Genomic DNA, 22,203 nt, shown 5'->3' on the forward strand with positions numbered 1-22,203 from the left:
GGGCCGCTTATCACTGACCGTAGCGGTACCGGAATTGCCACTTCCTTTACGTGCGCTTTCAGGTATGCACTTTCGCACCCAGGCAGTTTCTTTGCGCCAGCTTAACCAGCCGCCGAGTTAGAATCGGTCAGCGGCCACCGGCCGCACCGGCCACCTCGGCGACGGGGGAATAAATGACCTTTGAACGAGGAAGCTCAGGCACCATAACGCGCAGCGAGGCCAGAGGCCGCGCAAAGGGGAATAATGTGACATTCGTTGAACGGGCGGAAGAAATTCTCCTCCTGGAAAGCTTACTCAACGAGGCCCTGGGTGGCGCCGGGCGAGTCGTCTCCGTCACCGGCCCGGTCGGGTCGGGCAAGACCGAACTCGCCCACCAACTCGCCGCCAGGGCCACCGACCAGGGCGTCCGGGTCGTACTGACCCATGCCTCACCGGCCGACGCCGGAGCAGGTTCGGGAATCTTCGGCCAGCTCCTGGAAGCCTGTTCGTCAGCGGCCGAACTGCGCCACCGGCTGGCCGAGACACGGTCCGGCCACGCCATGTCGTCACAACTCATGCTCGCCATCTGCCACGACCTGCTGCGCTCAGCGGCCCAGACCCCGCTCCTGCTGATCGCCGACGACGCCCATCTCACCGACGCCGAATCCCTGCGCGGGCTGCTCTACCTCGTCCGCCACGTCCGTGTCGCACCGGTCATGCTGGTGCTGGTGACCAGCGAGTATTCGCAGCAGACGATCCCGCTCTTCCACGCGGAGCTGTTCCGCGAACCGCACCACCGGCAGATCCAGCTGCCCCTGCTGTCGGTGGACGGAGTCACCAGCATCCTCTCCGAGCGGCTCGACGACGCCACCGCGCACCGGCTCGCCCCGGCCGCCCACTCGGCCACCGGCGGCAACCCGCTGGTGGTCCGGGCCCTGCTGGAAGAGCACCTGATGGACCCTTCGGCCGCCGGCGGGGAATCCCTGAGCCCCGGCGACATCTCCGCCACGGCCGTACTCGCCTGCCTGCACCACAGCGGACAGCCCGGCCTGGACGTGGCCCGGGGCATCGCCCTGCTCGGCGATCGCGCCACCCCCGAACTGATCTCCAAGCTGATGTCCAGGCCCCGCCGCCAGGTCAAGAGGTTCAGCGCCGCACTCTCGCAGGCCGGTCTGCTCGGCCCCGACGGATCACTGCGGCACCCGGCGGCCCGCTCGGTCGTCCTCAACGACCCGGGCTTCGAGAACGCGTCCGAACTGCGCTACCGCGCCGCCGAGTTGCTGCACAGCGAGGGCGAGACCCCGCTGCGGGTCGCCGAGCATCTGATCGCCGCCGACCGGCCCGTCCGCCACTGGCACATCTCACTGCTGCGCCAGGCGGCGGAGGACGCGCTGGACTGCCAGCAGGCCGACCTCGCCCTCCAGTGCCTGGACCTGGCGCTGCGGGACTGCCCCGACGGTGAGGAACGCGCGCTGATCACCGCGGCCAAGGTCCGGGTCGAGTGGCGGATGAACCCCGCCCGGGCCATGTCCCACTTCGCCGGGCTGCTCAACGCCTTCGAGCAGGGGCACCTCCCCGACCTGGAGGCCATCATGCTGGCCCGCGCCCTGATGTGGCACGGGCGGGAGGAGGAGGCCGCCGGGATACTGACCAGGATCCGCGAGCGTCCGCACTCCCCCGAGGTCGGCGAGGCCCTGCTCAGCACCGACCAGTCGTTGCGCAGCACCCACCCGGAGTCCGTCGTACTCCTGCGGGAGCGGCCGACGGATCCCCGTCCGGCCTGCGAGGACCCGACCGCCGGACCGCTGGTCGACTCGGTGATGTGGGACTTCATGCAGGCCGGGAACTACGACGCCACCGCCCGGGTCGCCGAGGGTGTCCTGCGCAACGACCACTCGCCGGACTACTGGCGCGGCCCTCACTCCAACGCGCTGTGCGCGCTGCTCTACGTCCATGAACTCGACCGTGCCGAGTACTGGACCACCCGGATCTACCAGAGTGCCGAAGCCGAGGGTTTCCGCACCTGGCAGGCCGTGCGGTCGGGGATCCTGTCCGAGGTGGCCCGCCGGCGCGGCAACCTGCCGACGGCGGTCCGGCTGGCCCGGGAAGGGCTGCGGCTCATGGGACCGAGGGCGTGGGGTCCCCAGATCGAGATGCCGCTGTCGACCCTGATCTCCGCCGCCACCGCGGCGGGCCATCACCGTACGGCGGCGGAGTGGCTGGCGTTCCCACGCCCCGAGGGAGCCTCGAAGACCCGGTACTACCTGCACTTCCTCGAGGCGCGTGGACAGCACCACCTGGCGATGGGGCGCCATCTGCCGGCCCTGCGGGACTTCCTGGCCTGCGGACGGCTGATGAAGAACTGGGACATGGACGTCGCCGGGATCGTGCCCTGGCGGCTGGGGGTGGCCGAGGCACTGCTGCGGCTCGGTCGCCGAGAGCGGGCCGCGCGGGCACTGGACGAGCTGGCGGAGCGTCCCGACGCCCAACACCCTCGCGTACAGGGCCCCCTGCTGCGGCTGCGCGCCGGGACGATGAGACCGCGTCAGGCAGTGGTGCTGCTGCGCAAGTCCGACGACCTGCTCGACAGCAGCCGGCTCCCGGTCGAACTGCTGGCCACACTGATGGAACTCAACCGGGTGTACGTGGAGCTGGGCGACTCCCACCAGGCGCGTTTCACCGCCCGCCGGATCTGGCGTACGGCGGCGCAGTCCGGCGCCGAGGCCCACGTACGGCAGACGCTGCTGCCGGAGTTCGCCGCCCCGCACTCCGGCACGGGGGCACCCGCGGTCGCCGAGGACGACATGCAGACAGTGCTCAGCGACGCGGAGCTGCGGGTGGCCGAACTGGCCGCTCGCGGGCACACCAACCGGGAGATAGCCGGCCGCCTCTACATCACGGTCAGCACGGTCGAGCAGCACCTCACCCGGGTGTACCGCAAGCTCCAGGTGGACGGCCGGATCGATCTACAGATCCGGCTGAACACAAAACTCCAGGGCACCGCGTGACAGGGCGAGTGGCCGGGCCGTGCCAGGGCGCCACGTGATCGTGGACGGTGGCCGGCGACGGTGACCGCACCCGGTGGGTGGCGGGTTCCTGATCCGGAACCCGCCACCCACCGGCCCGTGTCCGGCGGACCCCGCGTACGCCAGCCCCACGTACGGCCGGTCCCTCAGCCCGCCAGGGCCCGGGACCGGAAGGGTGTCAGTTTCCGCTCGCCGATCCGCGCGCGCAATCCGGGATCGGTGACGCCCAGTCCCTCCTCCGCCGCCAGGCACAGCACACCGACCTTGCCCAGGTGCTGGTTGCTCTGCACCAGACGGGCGGCCTCGCCCACGTCGGCCAGCGGGAAGGTCCGGGACAGGACGGGCGAGAGCCGGCCCAGGGTGAAGAGCCGGTTGCAGTCCCACGCCTCCTGGTAGTTCGCGATGTTGCTGCCGATGACGCGTTTGAGGTTCATCCACAGATAGCGGTTGTCGAAGTTGTGCCAGTCCCCGGAGTCGGAGCCGCAGGTGACCACGACACCGCCACGCCGCACCACGAAGACAGAGATCCCGAAGGTCGCCCTGCCGGTGGTGTCGACCGCGATGTGCGGGTCCTCGCCGACCTTGCTCCGGATCACCTTGCCCAGCCGCCGGCCGAGCTCCGCGGTGTCCCGGCCGGGTTCGTCCAGTCCCAGCTCGGACCGGTTGATCACCACGTCGCAGCCCAGCTCGGTCAGCTGACGGGCCTTCTCCTCGCTGGAGACCACGCCGACCGCGATGCCGCCGGCATTCCGTACGAGCTGCACCGCGAAGGAGCCGAGCCCGCCGGCGGCGCCCCAGATCAGCACGATGTCGCCCTGTTTGACCCGGGCGCCGTGCTCTCCGACCAGCATCCGGTACGCGGTCGTCGCGCACAGCGTGCCGGAGGCCGCCTCCTCCCACGTCAGGTGCGGCGGCTTGGGCAGGATCTGGTCGGCGCGTGCCACCGAGTAGTGGCCGAGGCCTCCGTAGTTGGTCTCCAGGCCCCAGGTCCGCTGCTCGGTGCCGAGCATGCCGTCCATGTGGGTGCCCGGCTCCTGGGAGTCGACCCACGCCCCGGCCACCACGACGTGGTCCCCCACCTTCCAGCGACGGACCGTGGAACCCACCCGGACGATCACGCCTGCGGCGTCCGAACCGATCGCGTGGAACGCCTGGTCGTGCCGCTGGTCGAATCCGCCCTGTCCGCCGAGGCGTTCCAGGAGATCGAATGTCGGCCGCGGTTCGAACGTCGCCGCGGAGACGGTGTCGTGACTGATGGAGCCGGCCATCGTGGCGATCAGGACCTCGTCGGGAGCCAGCCGGGGCATGCGCACCGTTCCGACGTTCAGCGACTTCCGCACGTCCTTGTCGGCCACGCCGCGGAAGATCTCCGTCTGGTCCTTCCGCAGATGCGCGGCGGTGTACAGGCTGGGAACCGCGACATTCTCCAGTTCACTCGGCGGGGCGCCCGAGATCACCGCTTCGGCCAGAGCGTCCATGGCAGTTGCCTCTCCGTTGGCGACGACACCTCCGTCCGGAGAACGTTACGGCCGTGAATCAGGCCGCCCCAACCCTTAGCCGCGTTGCCCGACCCCCTACTTTTGAGCCCCTAGGGAATAGAGCACGGCGGGCCGGCCGACCGCTGGAACGGTCGGCCGGCCCACTCACTCAGGCTTTCGCGACCGAGAGGTTGAACTCGGGGGACTGGAACGTGGTGTAAAGGCGGACGAACAGCAGGAGCGCGGCCTCGGTGGCACGCGCGCTGGTCACATCGCCGATGTCGAGGATCTGGGCGTCGGACCAGCCGAACGACTTCAGCAGATCGGCGACCTCGGCCTTGGCCGTCGGGTCGTCGCCGCTGAGGAAGACGGTGTGGTGGCCCGGGATACGACCGGGATCGACCATGACCTGACCGGCCATGGTGTTCAGCGACTTCACGATCCGGGCCTCGGGAAAGGCCGACTGGAGCTGCTCGGCGATGCTCCCGCCGTTCGGGGTGACGACCGCGAGGCCGCCGTCCCTGGTCTCGGTGGCGTTGGAGACGTCCACGACCACCTTGCCGCGGAGACTGTCGGCGCCGGCAGCGGTGAGGACATCGAGGGAGGAGAGCCCTGGTGCGGTGTTCACCACCAGATCGGCGCCCGCGGCGGTCTCCCGCAGACCGTCGACCTTGGCGCCGTTCTCCTCGGCCCACTTCACGGCCGGGGAGTTCTCGGGGTCGCGCGACCCCAGGGTGACCTCGTGCCCGAGGGAAACCAACTTCGAGCCAACGACCTTGGCGACATTGCCAGTTCCCAGTAACCCGATCTTCATTTCATACACTCCGCTTCTACCTGGGTACTGCTGTGACTACTCTCCGACGCCAACCACAGCCGGAGAACGGCCATTCCCGTTCCAGCGATCTTTTCCGGGGCGGACACGCGACGGCTGCGCCGTCGTGGCCTCCGGCCCGCCTCGGTGATCCGGGCCGCCGGCCACTCTGGTTACCGTGTAACCGTTCACGAGCAGCGAGGTGGTCCCGACATGGAGGGTAGAAGCGCGGCTTGAGCTGTGATAGAGGATCGTCGCCGCGAGCCGCGAGCCGCTGACCGGCTGGGGGAACTGGTTTGTTAGAGGCGGGTGCCTTGTCCGGTAGCCGGCCCCTTCGCGTGCCCGTGGGGCACGACGCCCACCGGTGGAGCACCTTCCACGGCGAACGCACCCTCGTCGTGGCCGCCCGCACGGTCACCTCGACCGTGCGCGTCCTCGAATCGCTCCCGGCGCTGCTGCGCGGCGACCACCGCGTCACCGTCGTCTTCGCGTACGACCCCACCTCGGCCTTCGACTCCGGCGTCCTCAGCCTCCTGCACGACGCAGGGTGCCGTGTCATGCCCTGGGAACAGCTGGCAGACGTGGCCCCGGATCTCATCCTGTCCGCCAGCGAGAACATCGACGTGCCGGAGGGCGACTGCCCTGTCCTCGTGCTGCCGCACGGCGTGGGGTTCCAGAAGCTCGTCCCGGACTCGCGCGGCCCGCACGAGCGCCTGTCCGGCGTCGTCCCGGACTCGCTGCTCGAATCCGGACGGGCCTGGCTGGCCGTCTCCCACCCGTCGCAGGAAGAGCAGCTGCTCGCCACCCACCCGAAGGCCGCGGGACGCACTCTCCTGGTGGGCGATCCCTGTCTCGACGAGCTGCTGAGCAGCAGGCCGAGGAGACCGGCCTACCGGGAGGCACTGGGTGTCCGGGTGGACCACAAGCTGGTCATGGTGAGCTCGACCTGGGGACCGACCTCCCTCCTGGGGACGCAGCCAGACCTCCCCGCCCGCCTCCTCGCCCAACTCCCCTACGACGAGTACAAGGTCGGCGCCATCGTCCACCCCAACGTCTGGTCGGCGCACGGCGCCTGGCAGCTGCGCACGCTCCAGACGACCGCGCTGGACGCCGGTCTGCTGCTGATGCCCGCCGTGCACGCCTGGCGCCCGGCCCTCGTCGCGGCCGATGTCCTGGTCGGCGACCACGGATCGGTCAGTCTGTACGGCGCGTCCCTGGGTACGCCGCTGCTGCTCGCCGCGTTCGGCGCCGACGCGGTGCCGGGCACCGCCGTCCACACCATGGCGGACCTGGCACCCCGGCTCGCCCCACGCGGAGACCTGCACGAGCAGATCGAGGACGCCGTACGCGAGCACACGCCGGAGCGGTACGCGCCGGTCGCCGCGAGGGCCTTCGCCGAACCCGGCCATGCCCTGGCACGCCTCCGCACCGCCCTCTACCGCCTGCTCCGGCTCCCCGAGCCCGATGCGGCGCCGCCGCACCCGCTCGCCGTACCCCTGCCTGACACGCCCACCGCGCCGGTCACCTCCTGGCGGGTGACCACCGAGGTAGGCGAGGACAGCGGCGGGCCGACCGTCGCCGTACGGCGTGTTCCGTCGGCCGTGGCCGGATACGCCGGTGCGGCACCCGAGGATCCCACGCTCTTCTCCCATCTCGCCTGCACGGACGACGAACGCGACGGGCGAGTGGCCACGAGCGCTTCGGTGATCGTCCGGCGCCGGACGGACCCGACGACCGCCGGTGCGCTGCGCTGGATCCAGGACACGCTCGCGCGGCTTCCGGGGAGTCTCCTGGCCGTGTCGGACGTACGAGGACAGACCTGCCTCGCAGGGCTCCGGGACGGCCGGATCGTGGAGGCGACAGCGACGGGAGAAGCCCGGGATCCGGGGGTGCTGGCCTCTACGAGCAAGATGCGCAGGTCGCTGGAGCAGGACCGGAACAGGTTCGCGCGCGCCTCGACGGTCCGCGGCATGGCGTCCTCTCCGACGCCCAAGGCGCTCAGGCACATGGCCAGCGCCTCGCCGGCATCCGTGATGTCCCTCCCGACCGCGGGCGTCGACGCCGACTGGTCGCGCAGATCGGCGAAGGGCACGTACAACTGACCGTCCGGATAGAGGTCCTGAACCATCTCCGCGAACCGGAGGGCCGTCGCGGTCTTGCCGACGCCGGAGACCCCCGACACCACCACGAGGTCGACGCGGTCGGAGCCGGTCCGGGCCGCGGGGAACGCCTGACGCAGCTCGTTGATCTCGTCGCCCCTGTTGACGAATCTGAAGGTCCGAGCGGGCAGTTGGTTCGGCCGCGGTCCCGTCCCCGCCGGTACCGGCGCCGGAACGGTGAAGTTGACGTTGCCCAGAAAGCGCGCGCCCTGGAAAGAATGACCGTGCTGCACGCCGCCGCGGACCGAACTGACGTACGTGACCGGTGCGGCCGGCGCCAGTTCGGCGATCAGCCGCGCCAGCTCTCCTGGGGCCTCCGGGTCGTCCCGCAGCACGCGAAGGAGACGCTCACGCAGCTGCTCCTCGACCCGTTCGACGGCCCGCTCATCTCCGTCCGCGCGGGCGCGCGCCAACTCGTCGCTGTCGGCCTGGAGTTCACCCTGCGGGTCCTCGTCCACGCCACGTCGCCGCAGCCACTGGCCGAGTCTCAGCTTGGCCTGCTCCCACGACTCCGTCACCATCAGCCCGGTCAGAGCTGTCACCGCCGTCGCCGCAAGCGCCGTCAATCTGGCTTCCGCTGAGTCCCCTTCGTACCCGGTGCCCCGGCGGGGCGGTCGGATCCAACCGTAAGGAGATCTTGGCAGCTTGCACAGTCACGCCCCGCCTGCTCGCCCTTCGCGGGCGGCGACGGTGACACCGGAACAGGACAGCGGCACCCATCGGATACCGCCCGGGCCGCACTCACTCACCGCAACGAAGCAGACACCATCCGAAAAACGGATGGTGCCGACCGAAACCCGGCCGGCACCATCCGTGCGCATCTAGAGTGTGTCCGAGGGGGGACTTGAACCCCCACGCCCGATAAAGGGCACTAGCACCTCAAGCTAGCGCGTCTGCCATTCCGCCACCCGGACTAGGTGTCTGCCGCCGTGGGAGTGCTCCCCGCGGCGACACGAACAACAATACCAAGCTTTCAGAGTGGCTTTCACCTGCATATCTCTCACCACGGGCAACGAAACGGTCACCGAGCGCCCACCCCGCTACCGCTCCCGCTGGTGGTACATCTTCCGGGTGTGTTCCGTGTGGGCCCGCATGACCTCCGTGGCCCGCTGTCCGTCGCCGTCCGTGATCGCCGCGATCAGTTCGCGGTGCTCGATCCACGACTGCCGGCCACGCTGCCGGGCGACCGGCGTGTAGTACCAGCGGACCCTGCGATCGACCTGTGCCGCAAGCTCCGCGAGGACCGTGTTCCCGGCCAGCTCCATCACCTTCGCGTGGAGCTGGGCGTTCATCGCCACCGCGCCGTCCACGTCGTCGGCGGCGACCGCGCGCTCGCCCTCCGCGCACATGTCCTCCAGCACGGTGATGGCCGCGGCACCCGCGTTGGCTGCGGCGAGGCGGGCCGCTTCCGCCTCCAACAGGGTGCGGACGGTGAGGAGTTGGTCGGCCTCCGCCTCCGTCGGCTCGTGCACGAACGCACCTTGGGCAGGCCGTAGGTCGACCCAGCCCTCGGTGCTGAGCCGTTGGAGCGCTTCGCGGACGGGCTGGCGGGAGACCCCGAGGTGTCCGGCGAGTTCGCTCTCGACGAGGTGCTGGCCGGGTTGCAGGGCACGGGTGGTGATCAGTTCGAGCAACGCCTCGTACACCCGGTCACGCAGCGGACCGGGACGTTCGAGCTTCGGTACCGCACCCTGCGGCAGTCCTGTCGTCGACAGCATGACGGCCCCTCCTCCGCAGCGTCGTCGCCACATGTGAGAGCCCAGTATGAATTGGCTTTCGCCTACAGTCTACGGCGCACAAACGACCGGAAACCCAGCTCACGCGGCCCCAGGCGGCCGTCCGGGCGCCGTCCCGGACCCTTGCTGCCACCACTTCCATCCTGTAGACAATATTTCGTCGACAGTTTTCGACAGTTCCGCGGTACACCCTCGACCGAACGGAGCGCCACCCAGTGAAAGTCGCCATCCTCGGCGCCGGAGCCATCGGTGCCTATGTCGGCGCCGCCCTGCACCAAGCAGGCGCCGACGTCCATCTTGTCGCCCGTGGACCGCACCTCGCGGCCATGAGGCAACACGGCGTACGGGTTCTCAGCCCCCGCGGTGACTTCACCGCGCACGCCCACGCCACCGACAACCCCGCCGACGTCGGCCCCGTCGACTATGTCTTCCTCGGGCTCAAGGCCAACTCGTACGCGGCGTGCGGGCCGCTCATCGAGCCGCTGCTCCACGAGTCCACCGCTGTCATCGCCGCCCAGAACGGCATCCCGTGGTGGTACTTCCACCATCACGGCGGACCCCACGACGGCCAGCGCGTCGAGAGTGTGGACCCCGGCGGCGCGGTCAGTGCCGTACTCGCACCGGAACGGGCCATCGGCTGTGTCGTGTATGCGGCGACGGAACTGGAAGGGCCGGGCGTCGTCAGGCACTTGGAGGGCACCCGGTTCTCGATCGGCGAACCGGACCGCTCCCTCTCCCCGCGCTGCCACGCCTTCAGCGAGGCCATGCGGGCCGGCGGGCTCAAGTGCCCCGTCGAGCCCGATCTGCGCAACGACATCTGGCTCAAGCTGCTCGGCAACATCTCCTTCAACCCGATCAGCGCCCTCGCCCGCGCCACGATGCGCCAGATGTGCCACCACGGCGGCACCCGTCAGGTCATCCAGACCATGATGGAAGAGACCCTGGCCGTCGCCGAGGCCCTCAACTGCCGTGTCGGCATCTCCATCGAGCGTCGCCTCGCCGGCGCCGAGAAGGTGGGCGACCACCGCACCTCCACCCTCCAGGACCTCGAACGCGGGAAGCCCCTCGAACTCGACGTCCTCCTGACCGCCGTCATCGAACTCGCCGACATCACCGGCGTCGACGTCCCCACCCTGCGGACCGTCCACGCCATCAGCGATCTCCTCGCACTCGGGACCGCCGCATGATGCCGGAGTAGTCGAGCCACGGCCCACGACGGCGGGGCCCCTGGCGGCGGGGAGCGCCCCCTGCGCCGCGGGGGTCCCGCCTCTGTTCGGAGCACAGGTCCCGAACAGACAGTATGGATTCTGTATACCATCTATCTGTATACTGTCGGCCAGAATGCGTTCGTTATCCAACTGCCCCTGCACGGAGGCGACATGGAAGATCTGCATCCCGAGGTGGTGCTGGGAATGGCCGCCCAGGCGCCCGACGGCATAGTGATCATCGACGGCGAAGGGCTGATCCGCTTCTGGAACCGGGGCGCGGAGCGCATCTTCGGGTTCTCGGCGGGCGACGTGGACGGCCGAAGTCTGGACGTCATCATCCCCGAGCGGCACCGGAAGCGTCACTGGGACGGGTTCGCGGAAGCCATGGCGCGGGGGACGACCAAGTACGGGGACGCAGACCTGCTCAACGTGCCCGCGCTGGCGGCGGACGGCCGCAAGCTGTCCATCGAGTTCAGCGTGGTCCTGCTGCCCGGCCCCGACGGCAGCACGTACGTCGGGGCGGTCATCCGGGACGTCACCGCGCGGCGCGACCGGGAGCGAGAGCGGGAGCGGCGACGGGCCGAGGCCGAGACCCAGAGCAGGGCGACTGTCTGAGGCGCCGCCGGACACGTGGAAGTGGCCGTGACCCGAAGGCCACGGCCACTTCCACGTCATCCGCCTACTGGACGATCTAGACGATGACCCCGCTCTCCTTCAGTCGGCCGATGGTCTCCTCGTCGTAGCCCAGCTCGACCAGCACCTCGGAGCTGTGCTCGCCCAGCAGCGGGGCACCGGCGATGTCCGGCTTGAAGGAGGAGAACTTCACCGGGCTGCCCACGGTCAGGTAGGTGCCGCGGCCCTTCTGCTCGACCTCGACGACCGTGCCGCTCTTGCGCAGGTCCTCGTCGTAGGCCAGCTCCTTCATGCTCATGACCGGGGCGCAGGGCACCTCCCACTCGCGCAGGATGTTCACCGCCTCGTACTTGGTCTTGTCCGCGAGCCACTTCTCGATCTCCTCGAAGATCTCGAAGATGTGCGACTGGCGGGCGCGCGCGGTGGCGTACGCCGGGTCCTCGGCCCACTCGGGGCGGCCGATCACCTCGGCGGTGCGCTTCCAGTTCTGCTCCTGGACGGTGAAGTAGATGTACGCGTTCGGGTCGGTCTCCCAGCCCTTGCACTTGAGCACCCAGCCGGGCTGGCCGCCGCCGCCCGCGTTGCCGCCGCGCGGTACGACGTCGGTGAACTCGCCGTTGGGGTACTGCGGGTACTCCTCCAGGTAACCGACCCGCTCCAGACGCTGCTGGTCGCGCAGCTTGACCCGGCAGAGGTTGAGCACGGCGTCCTGCATGGAGACGGAGACCTTCTGCCCCTTGCCCGTCTTGTTGCGGTCGATGATCGCGGTGAGGATGCCGATCGCCAGGTGCATCCCGGTGTTGGTGTCGCCGAGGGCGCCGCCGGAGATGGTCGGCGGTCCGTCCCAGAAGCCGGTGGTGGAGGCGGCGCCACCCGCGCACTGGGCGACGTTCTCGTAGACCTTGAGGTCGTTCCAGGACGAGTCGTCGTTGAAGCCCTTGACCGAGCCGAAGATCAGCCGTGGGTTGAGTTCCTGGATGCGCTCCCAGGTCAGGCCCATCCGGTCCAGGGCGCCCGGGGCGAAGTTCTCCACCAGCACGTCGGCGTCGGTGATGAGCTTCTCCAGCACCTCAAGTCCCTCAGGGGTCTTGGTGTTGATGGCGAGGGAGCGCTTGTTGCTGTTGAGCATCGTGAAGTACAGCGCGTCGAGGTCCTCGATGTCCCGCAGCTGCTTCCGGGTGACGTCGCCGCCGTTGGGGCGCTCCACCTTCAGGACATCGGCGCCGAACCAGGCGAGCAACTGTGTGCAGGCGGGGCCGGCCTGGACCCCGGTGAAGTCGATCACCTTGATTCCGGCGAGCGGCTTTTCACTCATGTCTGCTTCTTCCTTTTCGTGAACGTACGCGTACGGAGCGGGAGTTCGAGATACAGAAGGGGGTCGGGGTCACTTCTTGGCGGGCGTGATGTTGCCGACGGTGATGCCCTTGGGGTTGAGGTGCGAGATGTGGCCGCTCTCGGTGCCGGCCGAGGGGTCGATCACGCAGTCGATGAGCGCCGGACCGCCGGAGGCCAGCGCCTCGGTGAGCGCGGCGGTGACCTCGGCGGGCGTGGTCGCGCGGTAGCCCTTGCCGCCGAACGCCTCGATCAGCAGGTCGTGTCGGGCCGCGCCCATGAGGGTCGTGGGTGAGGGAGCGTCGTCGTACGGGTTGGTGTCGTCGCCCCGGTAGACCCCGCCGTTGTTCATGATCACGGTGACGACGGGCAGGTTGTAGCGGCAGATCGTCTCGATCTCGATGCCGCTGAACCCGAAGGCGCTGTCGCCCTCGACGGCGACGACCGGATCCCCGCTCTCGACGGCGGCGGCGATGGCATATCCCATACCGATGCCCATGACGCCCCAGGTGCCGCTGTCGAGGCGGTGGCGCGGTACGTGCATGTCGATGACGTTGCGCGCGATGTCCAGGGCGTTGGCGCCCTCGTTGACGATGTACGTTTCCGGGCGCGCGCGCACGACGTCGCGTACGGCCTTCAGGGCGCCCATGAACTGCATGGGGTGCGGGTCGGCCTCCAGCCGTTTGGCCATCTTGGCGACGTTCTGGGCCGAGCGCGCCCCGAGTTCCTCGCGCCAGGCCGAAGGGACCGTGATCTGGCCGGGCTTGGTGCGTTCGGCGAGGGCGTCGAGCACCGACTCGATGTCACCGACGAGGGGGGCGGCGATGGGCTGGTTGCTGTCCATCTCCTTGGGGTCGATGTCGATCTGGACGAACTTGGCGTCGGGGTTCCACCCCGTCTGGCCGTGCCCCAGCAGCCAGTTGAGGCGCGCGCCGATCAGCATCACGACGTCGGCCTTCTTCAGCGCCAGGGAACGCGCCGTGGCCGCCGACTGCGGGTGGTCGTCGGGCAGCAGGCCCTTCGCCATCGACATCGGTACGTACGGGATTCCCGTGGACTCGATGAACTCCCTTACCTTGGCGTCGGCTTGGGCGTACGCAGCGCCCTTGCCGAGCACCACCAACGGGCGCTCGGCGGAGGCCAGCAGCTCGATCGCGCGGTCCACGGCCTCCGGGGCCGGGAGTTGGCGCGGCGCCGGGTCGACGAGGCGGCTCAGGGTCTTCGCGCCCTCATCGGCGGGCATGATGGAGCCGAGCACCGCGGCGGGGATGTCGAGGTAGACGCCGCCGGGGCGTCCGGAGATCGCGGTGCGCAGCGCGCGGGCGATGCCCCGGCCGATGTCCTCCACGCGGCTCACTCGGTAGGCGGCCTTCACGAAGGGCTGCGCGGCGGCGAGTTGGTCCATCTCCTCGTAGTCGCCCTGCTTGAGGTCGACGAGGTGGCGCTCGCTGGAACCGGAGATCTGCACCATCGGGAAGCAGTTGGTGGTCGCGTTCGCCAGCGCGACCAGGCCGTTGAGGAAGCCGGGGGCCGACACGGTCAGGGCCACGCCTGGCTTCTTGGTGAGGTAGCCGGCGGCGGCCGCCGCGTGTCCGGCGTTGCTCTCGTGCCGGAAGCCGATGTAGCGGATGCCCTGGGCCTGGGCGAGACGGGCCAGGTCGGTGATCGGGATGCCGACCACTCCGTAGATGGTGTCGACGTCGTTCATCTTGAGGGCGTCGACCACCAGGTGGTACCCGTCGGTGAGTTCGGTCGGAACGTCGGCTGCTGCCGCGGTCTCCAGTGGCGAGGGGGCGGTCATGGTCCGAGGTCCTCCTTGGGCAGGTCCTGCCGGAGCGGCTACTCCTCTCACCATCCGCAGCACGTCGGGCCGCGTCCAAGACCCATCGGCGACCAGCCGATAAACAGCGTCTATCGACGGCTGGTGGAGGGGTCGCCAACTCCCTTGATAGACAGCTGCTATCGGCCGTTCACCAGCGCGTATTGGACGCCGACCGCAGGTCACCCCACGCTCGCAGAGGACTGTTCCGTCAGAACTGGCGCGAGGGGGTGGGGTCATGGCTGTTCCGGCCGCGGCATCCGTGCGCGACGCCGACCGGTACCAACCTCCGACGGTCACGGGCCTCGCCGATCTACTCGACCGGCAGGCGCGTGAACGCCCGTACGCCCGGGCTCTCGTGGTCTCCGGTGACCGGGTGCACGTGTCCTATCGGGGGCTCGCCGCGCTGGCTGACGACGTGGCGACACGGCTCGTCCGTGCGGGGCTGGGGAGCGGTGACGCGGTGGGGCTGATCTGCGCCAACACCGCCGAGTTCGTTGTTGCGTTGCTCGGTGCGGCGCGGGCTGGTGTGGTGGTCGCTCCGCTGGATCCGGCGCTGCCCGGTGCTCAACTCTCCGCGCGGTTGGCGGCGTTGGGGGCGCGGGCGGTTCTCGTCGGTCCGGCGGCGAGCGGGGGCGCTCTGCCGGTCCCGGTCTGGCCGCTGCGGGTGGAGGTGTCCCGGGCGGGCACTGCGGCGGTCTCGCTCGAACCCGGTGTCGTTCCCCACGTGCCAGGCGCGGCAGGTGAGTTGTCGGACCGGGATGCCCTCGTCCTGTTCACCGCCGGCACCACCGACCGGGCGAAGATGGTCCCGCTGACCCACGCCAACGTGGCCGCCTCCGTCCAAAACATCTGTGCCACCTATGAGTTGGGCCCCGGTGACGCGACGGTCGCGGTGATGCCGTTCTTCCACGGCCACGGGCTGTTCGCGGCGCTGCTGGCGTCCCTGGCCAGCGGGGGCTGCGTACTGCTGCCCGAGCGGGGGCGGTTCTCGGCGAGCACGTTCTGGGGCGACATGCGGGCGGTGAACGCCACTTGGTTCACCGCGGTGCCGGCCATCCACGAGATCCTGCTCGACCGTTCGGAGCGCGAGTACCCGGGGTCGCAGGCACCTCCCCTGAAGTTCGTACGGAGTTGCAGCGCGCCCCTCAACACAGCGACGCAGCGCGCGCTGGAGCGCACGTTCGGGGCGCCGCTGCTGTCGGCGTACGGGATGACCGAGTCCTCGCACCAGGCGACCAGCGAACCGCTGCCGCAGCGCGGAGAGTTGAAGCAGGGGTCGGTCGGGCGGCCGACCGGGGTCGAGGTGCGGGTCGTCGACCGGAGCGGGCGGGTGTGTCCGGTGGGTGTGGAGGGCGAGGTGTGGGTGCACGGTCCGACCGTCGCCCGTGGCTATCTCGCCGACCGTGACGGGACGGCGTACACCTTTGTCGACGGGTGGCTGCGCACCGGTGATCTTGGGGCGCTGGACGAGGACGGGTATCTGTCGCTGACCGGGCGGATCAAGAACCTCATCAACCGAGGCGGGGAGAAGATCGCGCCCGAGCATGTCGAGGACATCCTCGCCGGGTGCCCTGGGGTCGCCGAGGCGGCCGTGTTCGCCGTACCGGACGCGGTGTACGGGCAGCGGGTCGGTGCCGTCGTGGTGGTGCGCGAGGGTGAGAGCGTCGGGCCCGCCGAGATCCTGCGGTACTGCCGTGACCGGCTGGCCGTGTTCGAGGTGCCGGACCGGATCGAGCTGGTCGCGGCACTGCCGTACACCGCCAAGGGGGGACTGGACCGGAAGGCGGTGCAGGCCCGGTACGCGTCCTGACGGCGGGGCTCAGCGCACGCGGGGTTCGGCCGTCGGCAGCGGGCGGGCGAAGAAGTCGTCCAGGGACAGGCCCGTGGCGGCGTTGACGAAGGCGCGGGCGGCGACCGAGCCGGGGGTGGCCGCGTGGATCGCGACCGAGACCTGCGCTCCGGCCTCCGGGTCGACCAGGGGCAGGGCTCTCGTCCGGCCGACGACCGGCATGGCGCGCAGCCAGGTGTGCGGCACGATGCTCGCCCAACCGCCGCCGCCCACATGGGCGTAGAGGGAGGCGATGGAGTCCGTCTCGACCTGTGGGGTCACCACGAACCCCTTCTCCGCGAACACGGTGTCTACGATCTGCCGGATCCGCATGTCGGGCGTCAGCAGGGCGAGGGGCAGCTGGGCGGCGTCCGCCCAGGTCACGGTGGCGGACTGGGCGACGAGTTGGTCGTCCGAGACCAGCAGCATGTACCGCTCCTGATAGAGGGGGACGACCTGAAGTCCCTCCTGGTCGCCCGGGTCGAAGTGGGCGATCGCCACGTCCAGCTCGAAGTCCCGTAGCTGGCGGTGGAGTTCCTTCGTCGAGAGCCGGGACCGTACCTGCACCTTGGCCAGCGGGTGCGCCGCGCAGAAGGCGGCGACGGGCAGCGCGAGGGTCGTGGATGCCGTGGGGTCCGTCCCGAGCCGCAGCGTGCCCGTGATGCCGGACTGTACGGCGGCCACCTCGGCCTTGAACGCGTCCTGTTCGGCGAGGATGCGCTTGGCCCACACGACGAGCCGTTCGCCTTCCGGGGTGAGGCCCTGGTAGTTGTGCCCGCGGTTGATGAGCGTGACGTTCAACTCCCGCTCCAGCTTGGCGATCGCCGCCGAGAGCGCCGGCTGGGACACGTAGCAGGACTCCGCCGCCCGGGCGAAGTGCCGTTCCCTCGCCACCGCCACGAAGTACTCCAGCTGCCGGAACAGCATGAACGACTCCTCTCCGTCCGGGGCCGCCCCAGCCTAGGGGTCAGCGCAGGAGCTTCACGGCGGCCACCACCAAGGGGTCCAGGCCGTCCGCTCCGGCGTCGACGAACTCGTACAGCCTGGTACGCATGCGTGGGTCCCAGAACCTGCCGATGTGCCCCGCGATCTCCTCGGCGGCCCGCTCCCCCGGCAGGTGTCCGAGGTTTCTGGCGATGTCGTTCGCCATCCTTCGCTCCGACGGCACGGTCGCTGTCATCTCAGTCCACCACCATGATCAGGTCGTCGGCCACCGGATTCGCCGTCGGTTCCGCCGTCGGTTCCGCTTCAGCGGTCTCGCTCGGGCGGGCGAGGCCGACCTGGACCGCGGTCACCTTGTACTCCGGGCAGTTGGTCGCCCAGTCGGAGTTCTCCGTGGTCACCACGTTGGCGCCGGTCACGGGGTGGTGGAAGGTGGTGTAGACGACCCCGGTGGGCATCCGGTCGGAGATCTCCGCGCGCAGAGTCGTCCGCCCGACGCGGCTGGCGAGGGTGACCATGTCGCCGTCCTTGATGCCGCGGTCCTCGGCGTCGTGCGGGTGCAGTTCGAGGATGTCCTCGGGGTGCCAGGCGACATTGCCGGTACGGCGGGTCTGCGCGCCGACGTTGTACTGGCTGAGGATGCGTCCCGTGGTGAGGACCAACGGGAAGCGACGGGTGCTGCGTTCGTTTGTCGGTACGTACGACGTGACCACGAACTTGCCCTTGCCGCGCACGAATTCGTCCACGTGCATGATGGGCGTGCCTTCCGGCGCCTGCTCGTTGCACGGCCACTGGACGCTGCCGAGCTTGTCGAGGAGGTCGAAGGAGACTCCGGTGAACGTCGGTGTGACGGAGGCGATTTCATCCATGATCGCGCGCGGATGGTCGTACGACATCTCATAACCCATCGCGGTGGCGATCTCGCTGACGATCTGCCACTCGTGCTTGCCCGTCTTCGGTTTCATCACCGCGCGCACCCGGTTGATCCGGCGTTCGGCGTTGGTGAACGTGCCGTCCTTCTCCAGGAACGACGCGCCGGGCAGGAAGACGTGCGCGAACTTGGCCGTCTCGTTGAGGAACAGGTCCTGTACTACGACCAGTTCCATCGCTTCGAGGGCTGCGGTGACGTGCCCCAGGTTGGGGTCCGACTGGGCGATGTCCTCGCCGTGGACGAACAGGCCCCTGAAGGTGCCGTCGATCGCCGCGTCGAACATGTTGGGGATACGAAGTCCCGGCTCCGCGAGGAGAGTTCCGCCCCAGAGGTTCTCGAAGACGGTGCGTACCGCGTCGTCCGACACGTGGCGGTAGCCGGGGAGTTCGTGCGGGAACGAGCCCATGTCGCAGGAGCCTTGGACGTTGTTCTGGCCGCGCAGCGGGTTCACGCCGACGCCGTCCCGGCCGATGTTGCCGCATGCCATCGCGAGGTTGGCCATTCCCATGACCATGGTCGAGCCCTGGCTGTGCTCGGTGACACCGAGGCCGTAGTAGATGGCGCCATTGCGGGCGGTCGCGTACAGCCTTGCGGCGGACCGGAGTTCGGCGGCCGGTACGCCGGTGATCTCCTCGACCGCTTCAGGGCTGTTCTCCGGTCGGGCGACGAACTCCGCCCACTCGTCGAACCCTTCGCACCTCGCGTCCACGAAGGACCGGTCGACCAGCCCCTCGGCGACCACCACGTGCGCCATCGCGTTCACGACGGCGACGTTGGTGCTCGGCCTGAGCTGGAGGTGGTGCTCGGCCTCGACGTGCGGCGAGCGTACGAGGTCGATGCGGCGCGGGTCCACGACGATCAACTTGGCGCCCTCGCGCAGCCGTCGCTTCATCCGGGACGCGAACACCGGGTGTCCGTCAGTGGGGTTGGCGCCGATCACCATGATGACGTCGGCCTCGGCCACGGAACGGAAGTCCTGGGTGCCCGCCGACTCGCCGAAGGTCTGCTTGAGTCCGTATCCCGTCGGGGAGTGGCAGACGCGGGCGCAGGTGTCGACGTTGTTGTTGCCGAAGGCGGCGCGCACCATCTTCTGTACGACGTACACCTCTTCGTTGGTGCAGCGCGAGGAGGTGATGGCGCCGACCGAGCTGGTTCCGTACCTGTCCTGGAGTTCGCGCATGCGGCGGGCCACGGTGCCGATCGCCTCGTCCCACTCGACCTCGCGCCAGGGGTCGGTGATCCGCTCGCGCACCATGGGCTTGAGGACGCGGTCGGGGTGGGTGGCGTAGCCGAAGGCGAAGCGGCCCTTCACACAGGAGTGGCCCTCGTTCGCCCCGCCGTCCTTGTGGGGCACCATGCGGACGAGTTCGTCGCCGCGCAGTTCGGCCTTGAAGGAGCAGCCGACGCCGCAGTACGCGCAGGTGGTCACAACTGACCTTGTGGGCATGCCGAGTTCGACGACCGAGCGCTCCTGAAGCGTCGACGTCGGGCAGGCCTGGACGCAGGCGCCGCAGGAGACGCACTCGGAGTCCATGAAGGACTCCCCCGCCCCCGCCGCGACCTTGGAGTCGAAGCCGCGCCCCTCGATGGTGAGTGCGAAGGTGCCCTGCACCTCGCCGCAGGCCCGGACACAGCGGGAGCAGGCGATGCACTTGGACGGGTCGAAGTCGAAGTAGGGGTTGGATGTGTCCTTCTCGGCTTCGAGATGATTGGCGCCCTCGTAGCCGTACCGGACCTGCCGGAGCCCCACCACGCCTGCCATGTCCTGGAGTTCGCAGTCGCCGTTGGCCGGGCAGGTGAGGCAGTCCAGGGGATGGTCGGAGATGTACAGCTCCATGACGCCCTGGCGGAGCTTCTCCACCTTCGGCGTCTGGGTGCTGACCTTCATCCCGTCGGCGCATGGTGTGGTGCAGGAGGCCGGGGTGCCGCGTCGGCCGTCGATCTCGACCACGCACAACCGGCAGGAGCCGAAGGCCTCCAGGCTGTCGGTGGCGCACAACTTGGGTATGTCGACGCCTGCTTGTGCTGCCGCGCGCATCACGGAGGTGCCCTCCGGGACGGTCACCGGCAGGCCGTCGATCTCCACCGACACCGTTGCCGGGCCGGGCCGTTCGGGGGTGCCGAAGTCGGGTTCCTTGAGCAGGCTCATGCCGTGCCCTCCGTCGCTCGTACGGGGTGGATCTCCAGGAGCCGACGGCCGCCGAGGAAGTCGTCGGGGAAGTGCGTGAGTGCGCTGCGTACGGGCATCGGGGTCAGCCCGCCCATCGCGCACAGCGAGCCGTCGGTCATCAGGTCGCAGAGGTCTTCGAGCAGGGCCAGGTTCTCGTCCGGGTGCGTACCGGCGACGATCTTGTCGATCACCTCGACCCCGCGCACCGAACCGACCCTGCACGGTGTGCACTTGCCGCAGGATTCCTCGGCGCAGAACTCCATCGCGAAGCGGGCCTGCGCGGCCATGTCGACGCTGTCGTCGAAGACGACGATCCCGCCGTGCCCGAGCATCGCGCCGGCCTCGGCGAACGCCTCGTAGTCCATGGGCAGATCGAACAGCGACTCGGGCAGATACGCCCCGAGCGGTCCGCCGACCTGCACGGTGCGGACCGGACGCCCGGTGTGCGTCCCGCCGCCGTAGTCCTCGATCAGTTCGCGCAGAGTGATGCCGAAGGCGGTCTCCACGATGCCGCCGCGCGCGATGTTGCCGCCGAGCTGGAACACCTGGGTGCCGCGCGAGCGGCCGACTCCGAGGTCCTGGTAGGCCTTCGCGCCGTCGGCGAGGACGACCGGGACGGTGGTCAGGGTGAGGACGTTGTTGACCACGGTCGGCTTGCCGAACAGGCCCTCGATCGCCGGGATCGGCGGCTTCGCGCGGACCATCCCCCGTTTGCCCTCCAGGCTTTCCAGCATGGAGGTCTCCTCGCCGCAGATGTACGCGCCGGCCCCGACCCGGACATGCAGGTCGAAGTCGAGTGCGGAGCCGAGGATGCCCTTGCCCAACCAGCGGTGCTCGCGGGCGAGTTCGATCGCCTCGCGCATCGTCGCGATCGCGTCCGGGTATTCGGAGCGGATGTAGACGTAGCCCTCGCTCGCGCCGACCGCGTGCGCGGCGATGGTCATGCCCTCGATGAGCAGGAACGGGTCGCCCTCCATGACCATGCGGTCGGCGAAGGTCCCGCTGTCCCCCTCGTCGGCGTTGCAGCAGACGAACTTCAGCTCGTCGGCGCAGTCCAGCACCGTCTTCCACTTGATGCCGGCCGGGAATCCGGCGCCGCCGCGACCGCGCAGGCCTGACTCGGTGACCTCGGCGACCACGTCGGCGGGTGCCATGTCCAGGGCGGCACGCAGTCCCGCGAGGCCGCCGTGGTCGACGTAGTCCTGTGTCGACAGGGGGTCGGTCACGCCGACTCTGGCGAAGGTGACGCGGTTCTGGCGGGCCAGCCACGGCAGTTCGTCCACGAGGCCGAGGCGGAGTGGGTGGTCCGCACCGTCCAGCATGCCTGCGGCCAGCAGTGCGTCCACGTCCTCGGGGGCGACCGGGCCGTAGCCGACGCGGCCCTGCGGGGTGACGACCTCGACCATCGGCTCCAACCAGAGCATGCCGCGCGATCCGTTGCGTACGACATCGATGGCGAAGTCCCCACGCGTGGCGGCGCGTTGGAGGGCGGCGGCGACCTCGTCCGCGCCGACGGACCTGGCCGCCGAGTCGCGGGGGACGTAGACCGTCGCCGTGGAGCGGGAAGGGCCGGAGGAGTGGGATGAGGTGTTCATCAGGAGACCGTCCCGTCGAGGAGGGAGCCGAGTCGGGCCGGGCCCACTCGTCCGTACAGCCGTCCGTTCGCCTCGACCGACGGCCCCAGCGCGCAGTTGCCCAGGCAGAAGACCTGCTCGACGGTCACCGAGCCGTCGGCCGACGTCTCCCCCAGGGTCAGGCCGGTCTCGCGCGCGTAGTTGACGAGACGGTCGGCGCCCAGGGCCTGGCAGGCCTCGGCTCGGCAGATGCGTACCGTGGTGCGGCCCGCGGGCTCGCGGCGGAAGTCGTGGTAGAAGGTCACCACTCCGTGGACGTCCGCCCGGGAGAGGTTGAGCGCGTCCGCGAGCACCGGGATCGCCTCCTGCGGCACATGGCCCAACTCGGCCTGGACCGCGTGCAGTACGGGCAGCAGCGCGCCGCGCCGGCCCCGGTGATCGGCCACCACCCTCCTGACCACGCTCTCGACCGTCTCATCGCTCCCGCTGGTCGTCATGATCGCTCCGCCTTCCGAAACGCGGTCCCCGGCGAGGGGTGCAGGAGACTCAGACGATACCCCATACAGGCTTCTGT

16 protein-coding genes and 1 tRNA gene are annotated in these 22,203 nt (G+C 69.6%); 6 read left to right on the forward strand and 11 right to left on the reverse strand.

Annotated elements, in window-relative coordinates:
• The first annotated feature begins 245 nt into the window (after window positions 1-245).
• Complete coding sequence (locus OG787_RS06800) at window positions 246-2,987, forward strand: AAA family ATPase (protein ID WP_369037874.1); 2,742 nt, start codon at window positions 246-248, stop codon at window positions 2,985-2,987.
• Between the two features lie 164 nt (window positions 2,988-3,151).
• Here OG787_RS06800 and ccrA read toward each other — a convergent pair whose 3' ends face one another.
• Complete coding sequence (ccrA, locus tag OG787_RS06805) at window positions 3,152-4,483, reverse strand: crotonyl-CoA carboxylase/reductase (protein WP_405534568.1); 1,332 nt, start codon at window positions 4,481-4,483, stop codon at window positions 3,152-3,154.
• A 169-nt stretch (window positions 4,484-4,652) separates the two neighbouring features.
• On the reverse strand, window positions 4,653-5,297 hold the full coding sequence (locus OG787_RS06810; RefSeq protein WP_405534569.1) for an NADPH-dependent F420 reductase: 645 nt from the start codon (window positions 5,295-5,297) through the stop codon (window positions 4,653-4,655).
• Window positions 5,298-5,632: 335 nt separating this feature from the next.
• On the opposite strand from OG787_RS06810, the gene OG787_RS06815 reads away from it, so the two are divergent.
• Window positions 5,633-7,396 (forward strand): hypothetical protein, encoded by a 1,764-nt coding sequence (locus OG787_RS06815; protein WP_405534570.1) that lies wholly within the window; start codon window positions 5,633-5,635, stop codon window positions 7,394-7,396.
• Window positions 7,397-7,671: 275 nt separating this feature from the next.
• Complete coding sequence (locus OG787_RS06820) at window positions 7,672-8,034, forward strand: hypothetical protein (protein WP_405534571.1); 363 nt, start codon at window positions 7,672-7,674, stop codon at window positions 8,032-8,034.
• A 248-nt stretch (window positions 8,035-8,282) separates the two neighbouring features.
• Here the strand turns inward: OG787_RS06820 and OG787_RS06825 are convergent.
• A tRNA-Leu gene (locus tag OG787_RS06825) sits at window positions 8,283-8,367 on the reverse strand.
• A gap of 126 nt (window positions 8,368-8,493) precedes the next feature.
• Window positions 8,494-9,168 (reverse strand): GntR family transcriptional regulator, encoded by a 675-nt coding sequence (locus OG787_RS06830; protein ID WP_405540434.1) that lies wholly within the window; start codon window positions 9,166-9,168, stop codon window positions 8,494-8,496.
• Between the two features lie 236 nt (window positions 9,169-9,404).
• Here OG787_RS06830 and OG787_RS06835 point away from each other — a divergent pair, with 236 nt between their 5' ends.
• Window positions 9,405-10,376 carry a 2-dehydropantoate 2-reductase gene (locus OG787_RS06835; protein ID WP_369037890.1) on the forward strand — a complete coding sequence of 324 codons (972 nt, stop codon included), beginning with the start codon at window positions 9,405-9,407 and terminating at the stop codon, window positions 10,374-10,376.
• A 192-nt stretch (window positions 10,377-10,568) separates the two neighbouring features.
• The gene (locus OG787_RS06840; RefSeq protein WP_405534572.1) at window positions 10,569-11,012 is read left to right on the forward strand and encodes a PAS domain S-box protein; all 444 of its coding nucleotides are present in this window, start codon (window positions 10,569-10,571) and stop codon (window positions 11,010-11,012) included.
• A 76-nt stretch (window positions 11,013-11,088) separates the two neighbouring features.
• On the opposite strand, the gene frc is transcribed toward OG787_RS06840, so the two are convergent.
• Both frc and oxc read right to left on the reverse strand, forming a co-directional pair.
• Window positions 11,089-12,345 carry a formyl-CoA transferase gene (gene frc / locus OG787_RS06845; protein WP_405534573.1) on the reverse strand — a complete coding sequence of 419 codons (1,257 nt, stop codon included), beginning with the start codon at window positions 12,343-12,345 and terminating at the stop codon, window positions 11,089-11,091.
• Between the two features lie 69 nt (window positions 12,346-12,414).
• A complete protein-coding gene (gene oxc, locus OG787_RS06850; protein ID WP_405534574.1) occupies window positions 12,415-14,163 on the reverse strand; it encodes an oxalyl-CoA decarboxylase in 1,749 nt (582 codons plus the stop codon).
• Between the two features lie 256 nt (window positions 14,164-14,419).
• Here oxc and OG787_RS06855 point away from each other — a divergent pair, with 256 nt between their 5' ends.
• The gene (locus OG787_RS06855; protein WP_405534575.1) at window positions 14,420-15,994 is read left to right on the forward strand and encodes a FadD7 family fatty acid--CoA ligase; all 1,575 of its coding nucleotides are present in this window, start codon (window positions 14,420-14,422) and stop codon (window positions 15,992-15,994) included.
• A 9-nt stretch (window positions 15,995-16,003) separates the two neighbouring features.
• On the opposite strand, the gene OG787_RS06860 is transcribed toward OG787_RS06855, so the two are convergent.
• From OG787_RS06860 to OG787_RS06880, 5 genes are read right to left on the reverse strand one after another with little or no spacing between them, the layout of a single operon-like run.
• The gene (locus OG787_RS06860) at window positions 16,004-16,939 is read right to left on the reverse strand and encodes a LysR family transcriptional regulator (RefSeq protein WP_369037713.1); all 936 of its coding nucleotides are present in this window, start codon (window positions 16,937-16,939) and stop codon (window positions 16,004-16,006) included.
• Window positions 16,940-16,979: 40 nt separating this feature from the next.
• The gene (locus OG787_RS06865) at window positions 16,980-17,162 is read right to left on the reverse strand and encodes a formate dehydrogenase subunit delta (RefSeq protein ID WP_105971340.1); all 183 of its coding nucleotides are present in this window, start codon (window positions 17,160-17,162) and stop codon (window positions 16,980-16,982) included.
• 31 nt (window positions 17,163-17,193) lie between these two features.
• On the reverse strand, window positions 17,194-20,034 hold the full coding sequence (gene fdhF / locus OG787_RS06870) for a formate dehydrogenase subunit alpha (RefSeq protein WP_369037714.1): 2,841 nt from the start codon (window positions 20,032-20,034) through the stop codon (window positions 17,194-17,196).
• Window positions 20,031-21,650 carry a formate dehydrogenase beta subunit gene (locus OG787_RS06875; RefSeq protein ID WP_405534576.1) on the reverse strand — a complete coding sequence of 540 codons (1,620 nt, stop codon included), beginning with the start codon at window positions 21,648-21,650 and terminating at the stop codon, window positions 20,031-20,033. Before OG787_RS06875 ends, fdhF begins: the two co-directional genes overlap by 4 nt.
• Entirely contained in the window at window positions 21,650-22,126 is a 477-nt protein-coding gene (locus OG787_RS06880) for a formate dehydrogenase subunit gamma (RefSeq protein ID WP_369037716.1), read from the reverse strand. Before OG787_RS06880 ends, OG787_RS06875 begins: the two co-directional genes overlap by 1 nt.
• Window positions 22,127-22,203 lie beyond the last annotated feature (77 nt).

Source organism: Streptomyces sp. NBC_00075 (assembly GCF_045041225.1).
Lineage (GTDB): Bacteria > Actinomycetota > Actinomycetes > Streptomycetales > Streptomycetaceae > Streptomyces > Streptomyces adonidis.

Coding starts and splice junctions, on each gene's coding strand:
- OG787_RS06865 (WP_105971340.1), bottom strand. CDS start 17,162: ATGGCGAACGACATCGCCAGAAACCTCGGACACCTGCCGGGGGAGCGG.
- OG787_RS06855 (WP_405534575.1), top strand. CDS start 14,420: ATGGCTGTTCCGGCCGCGGCATCCGTGCGCGACGCCGACCGGTACCAA.
- ccrA (WP_405534568.1), bottom strand. CDS start 4,483: ATGGACGCTCTGGCCGAAGCGGTGATCTCGGGCGCCCCGCCGAGTGAA.
- OG787_RS06840 (WP_405534572.1), top strand. CDS start 10,569: ATGGAAGATCTGCATCCCGAGGTGGTGCTGGGAATGGCCGCCCAGGCG.
- fdhF (WP_369037714.1), bottom strand. CDS start 20,034: ATGAGCCTGCTCAAGGAACCCGACTTCGGCACCCCCGAACGGCCCGGC.
- oxc (WP_405534574.1), bottom strand. CDS start 14,163: ATGACCGCCCCCTCGCCACTGGAGACCGCGGCAGCAGCCGACGTTCCG.
- OG787_RS06810 (WP_405534569.1), bottom strand. CDS start 5,297: ATGAAGATCGGGTTACTGGGAACTGGCAATGTCGCCAAGGTCGTTGGC.
- OG787_RS06880 (WP_369037716.1), bottom strand. CDS start 22,126: ATGACGACCAGCGGGAGCGATGAGACGGTCGAGAGCGTGGTCAGGAGG.
- OG787_RS06875 (WP_405534576.1), bottom strand. CDS start 21,650: ATGAACACCTCATCCCACTCCTCCGGCCCTTCCCGCTCCACGGCGACG.
- frc (WP_405534573.1), bottom strand. CDS start 12,345: ATGAGTGAAAAGCCGCTCGCCGGAATCAAGGTGATCGACTTCACCGGG.
- OG787_RS06820 (WP_405534571.1), top strand. CDS start 7,672: ATGACCGTGCTGCACGCCGCCGCGGACCGAACTGACGTACGTGACCGG.
- OG787_RS06860 (WP_369037713.1), bottom strand. CDS start 16,939: ATGCTGTTCCGGCAGCTGGAGTACTTCGTGGCGGTGGCGAGGGAACGG.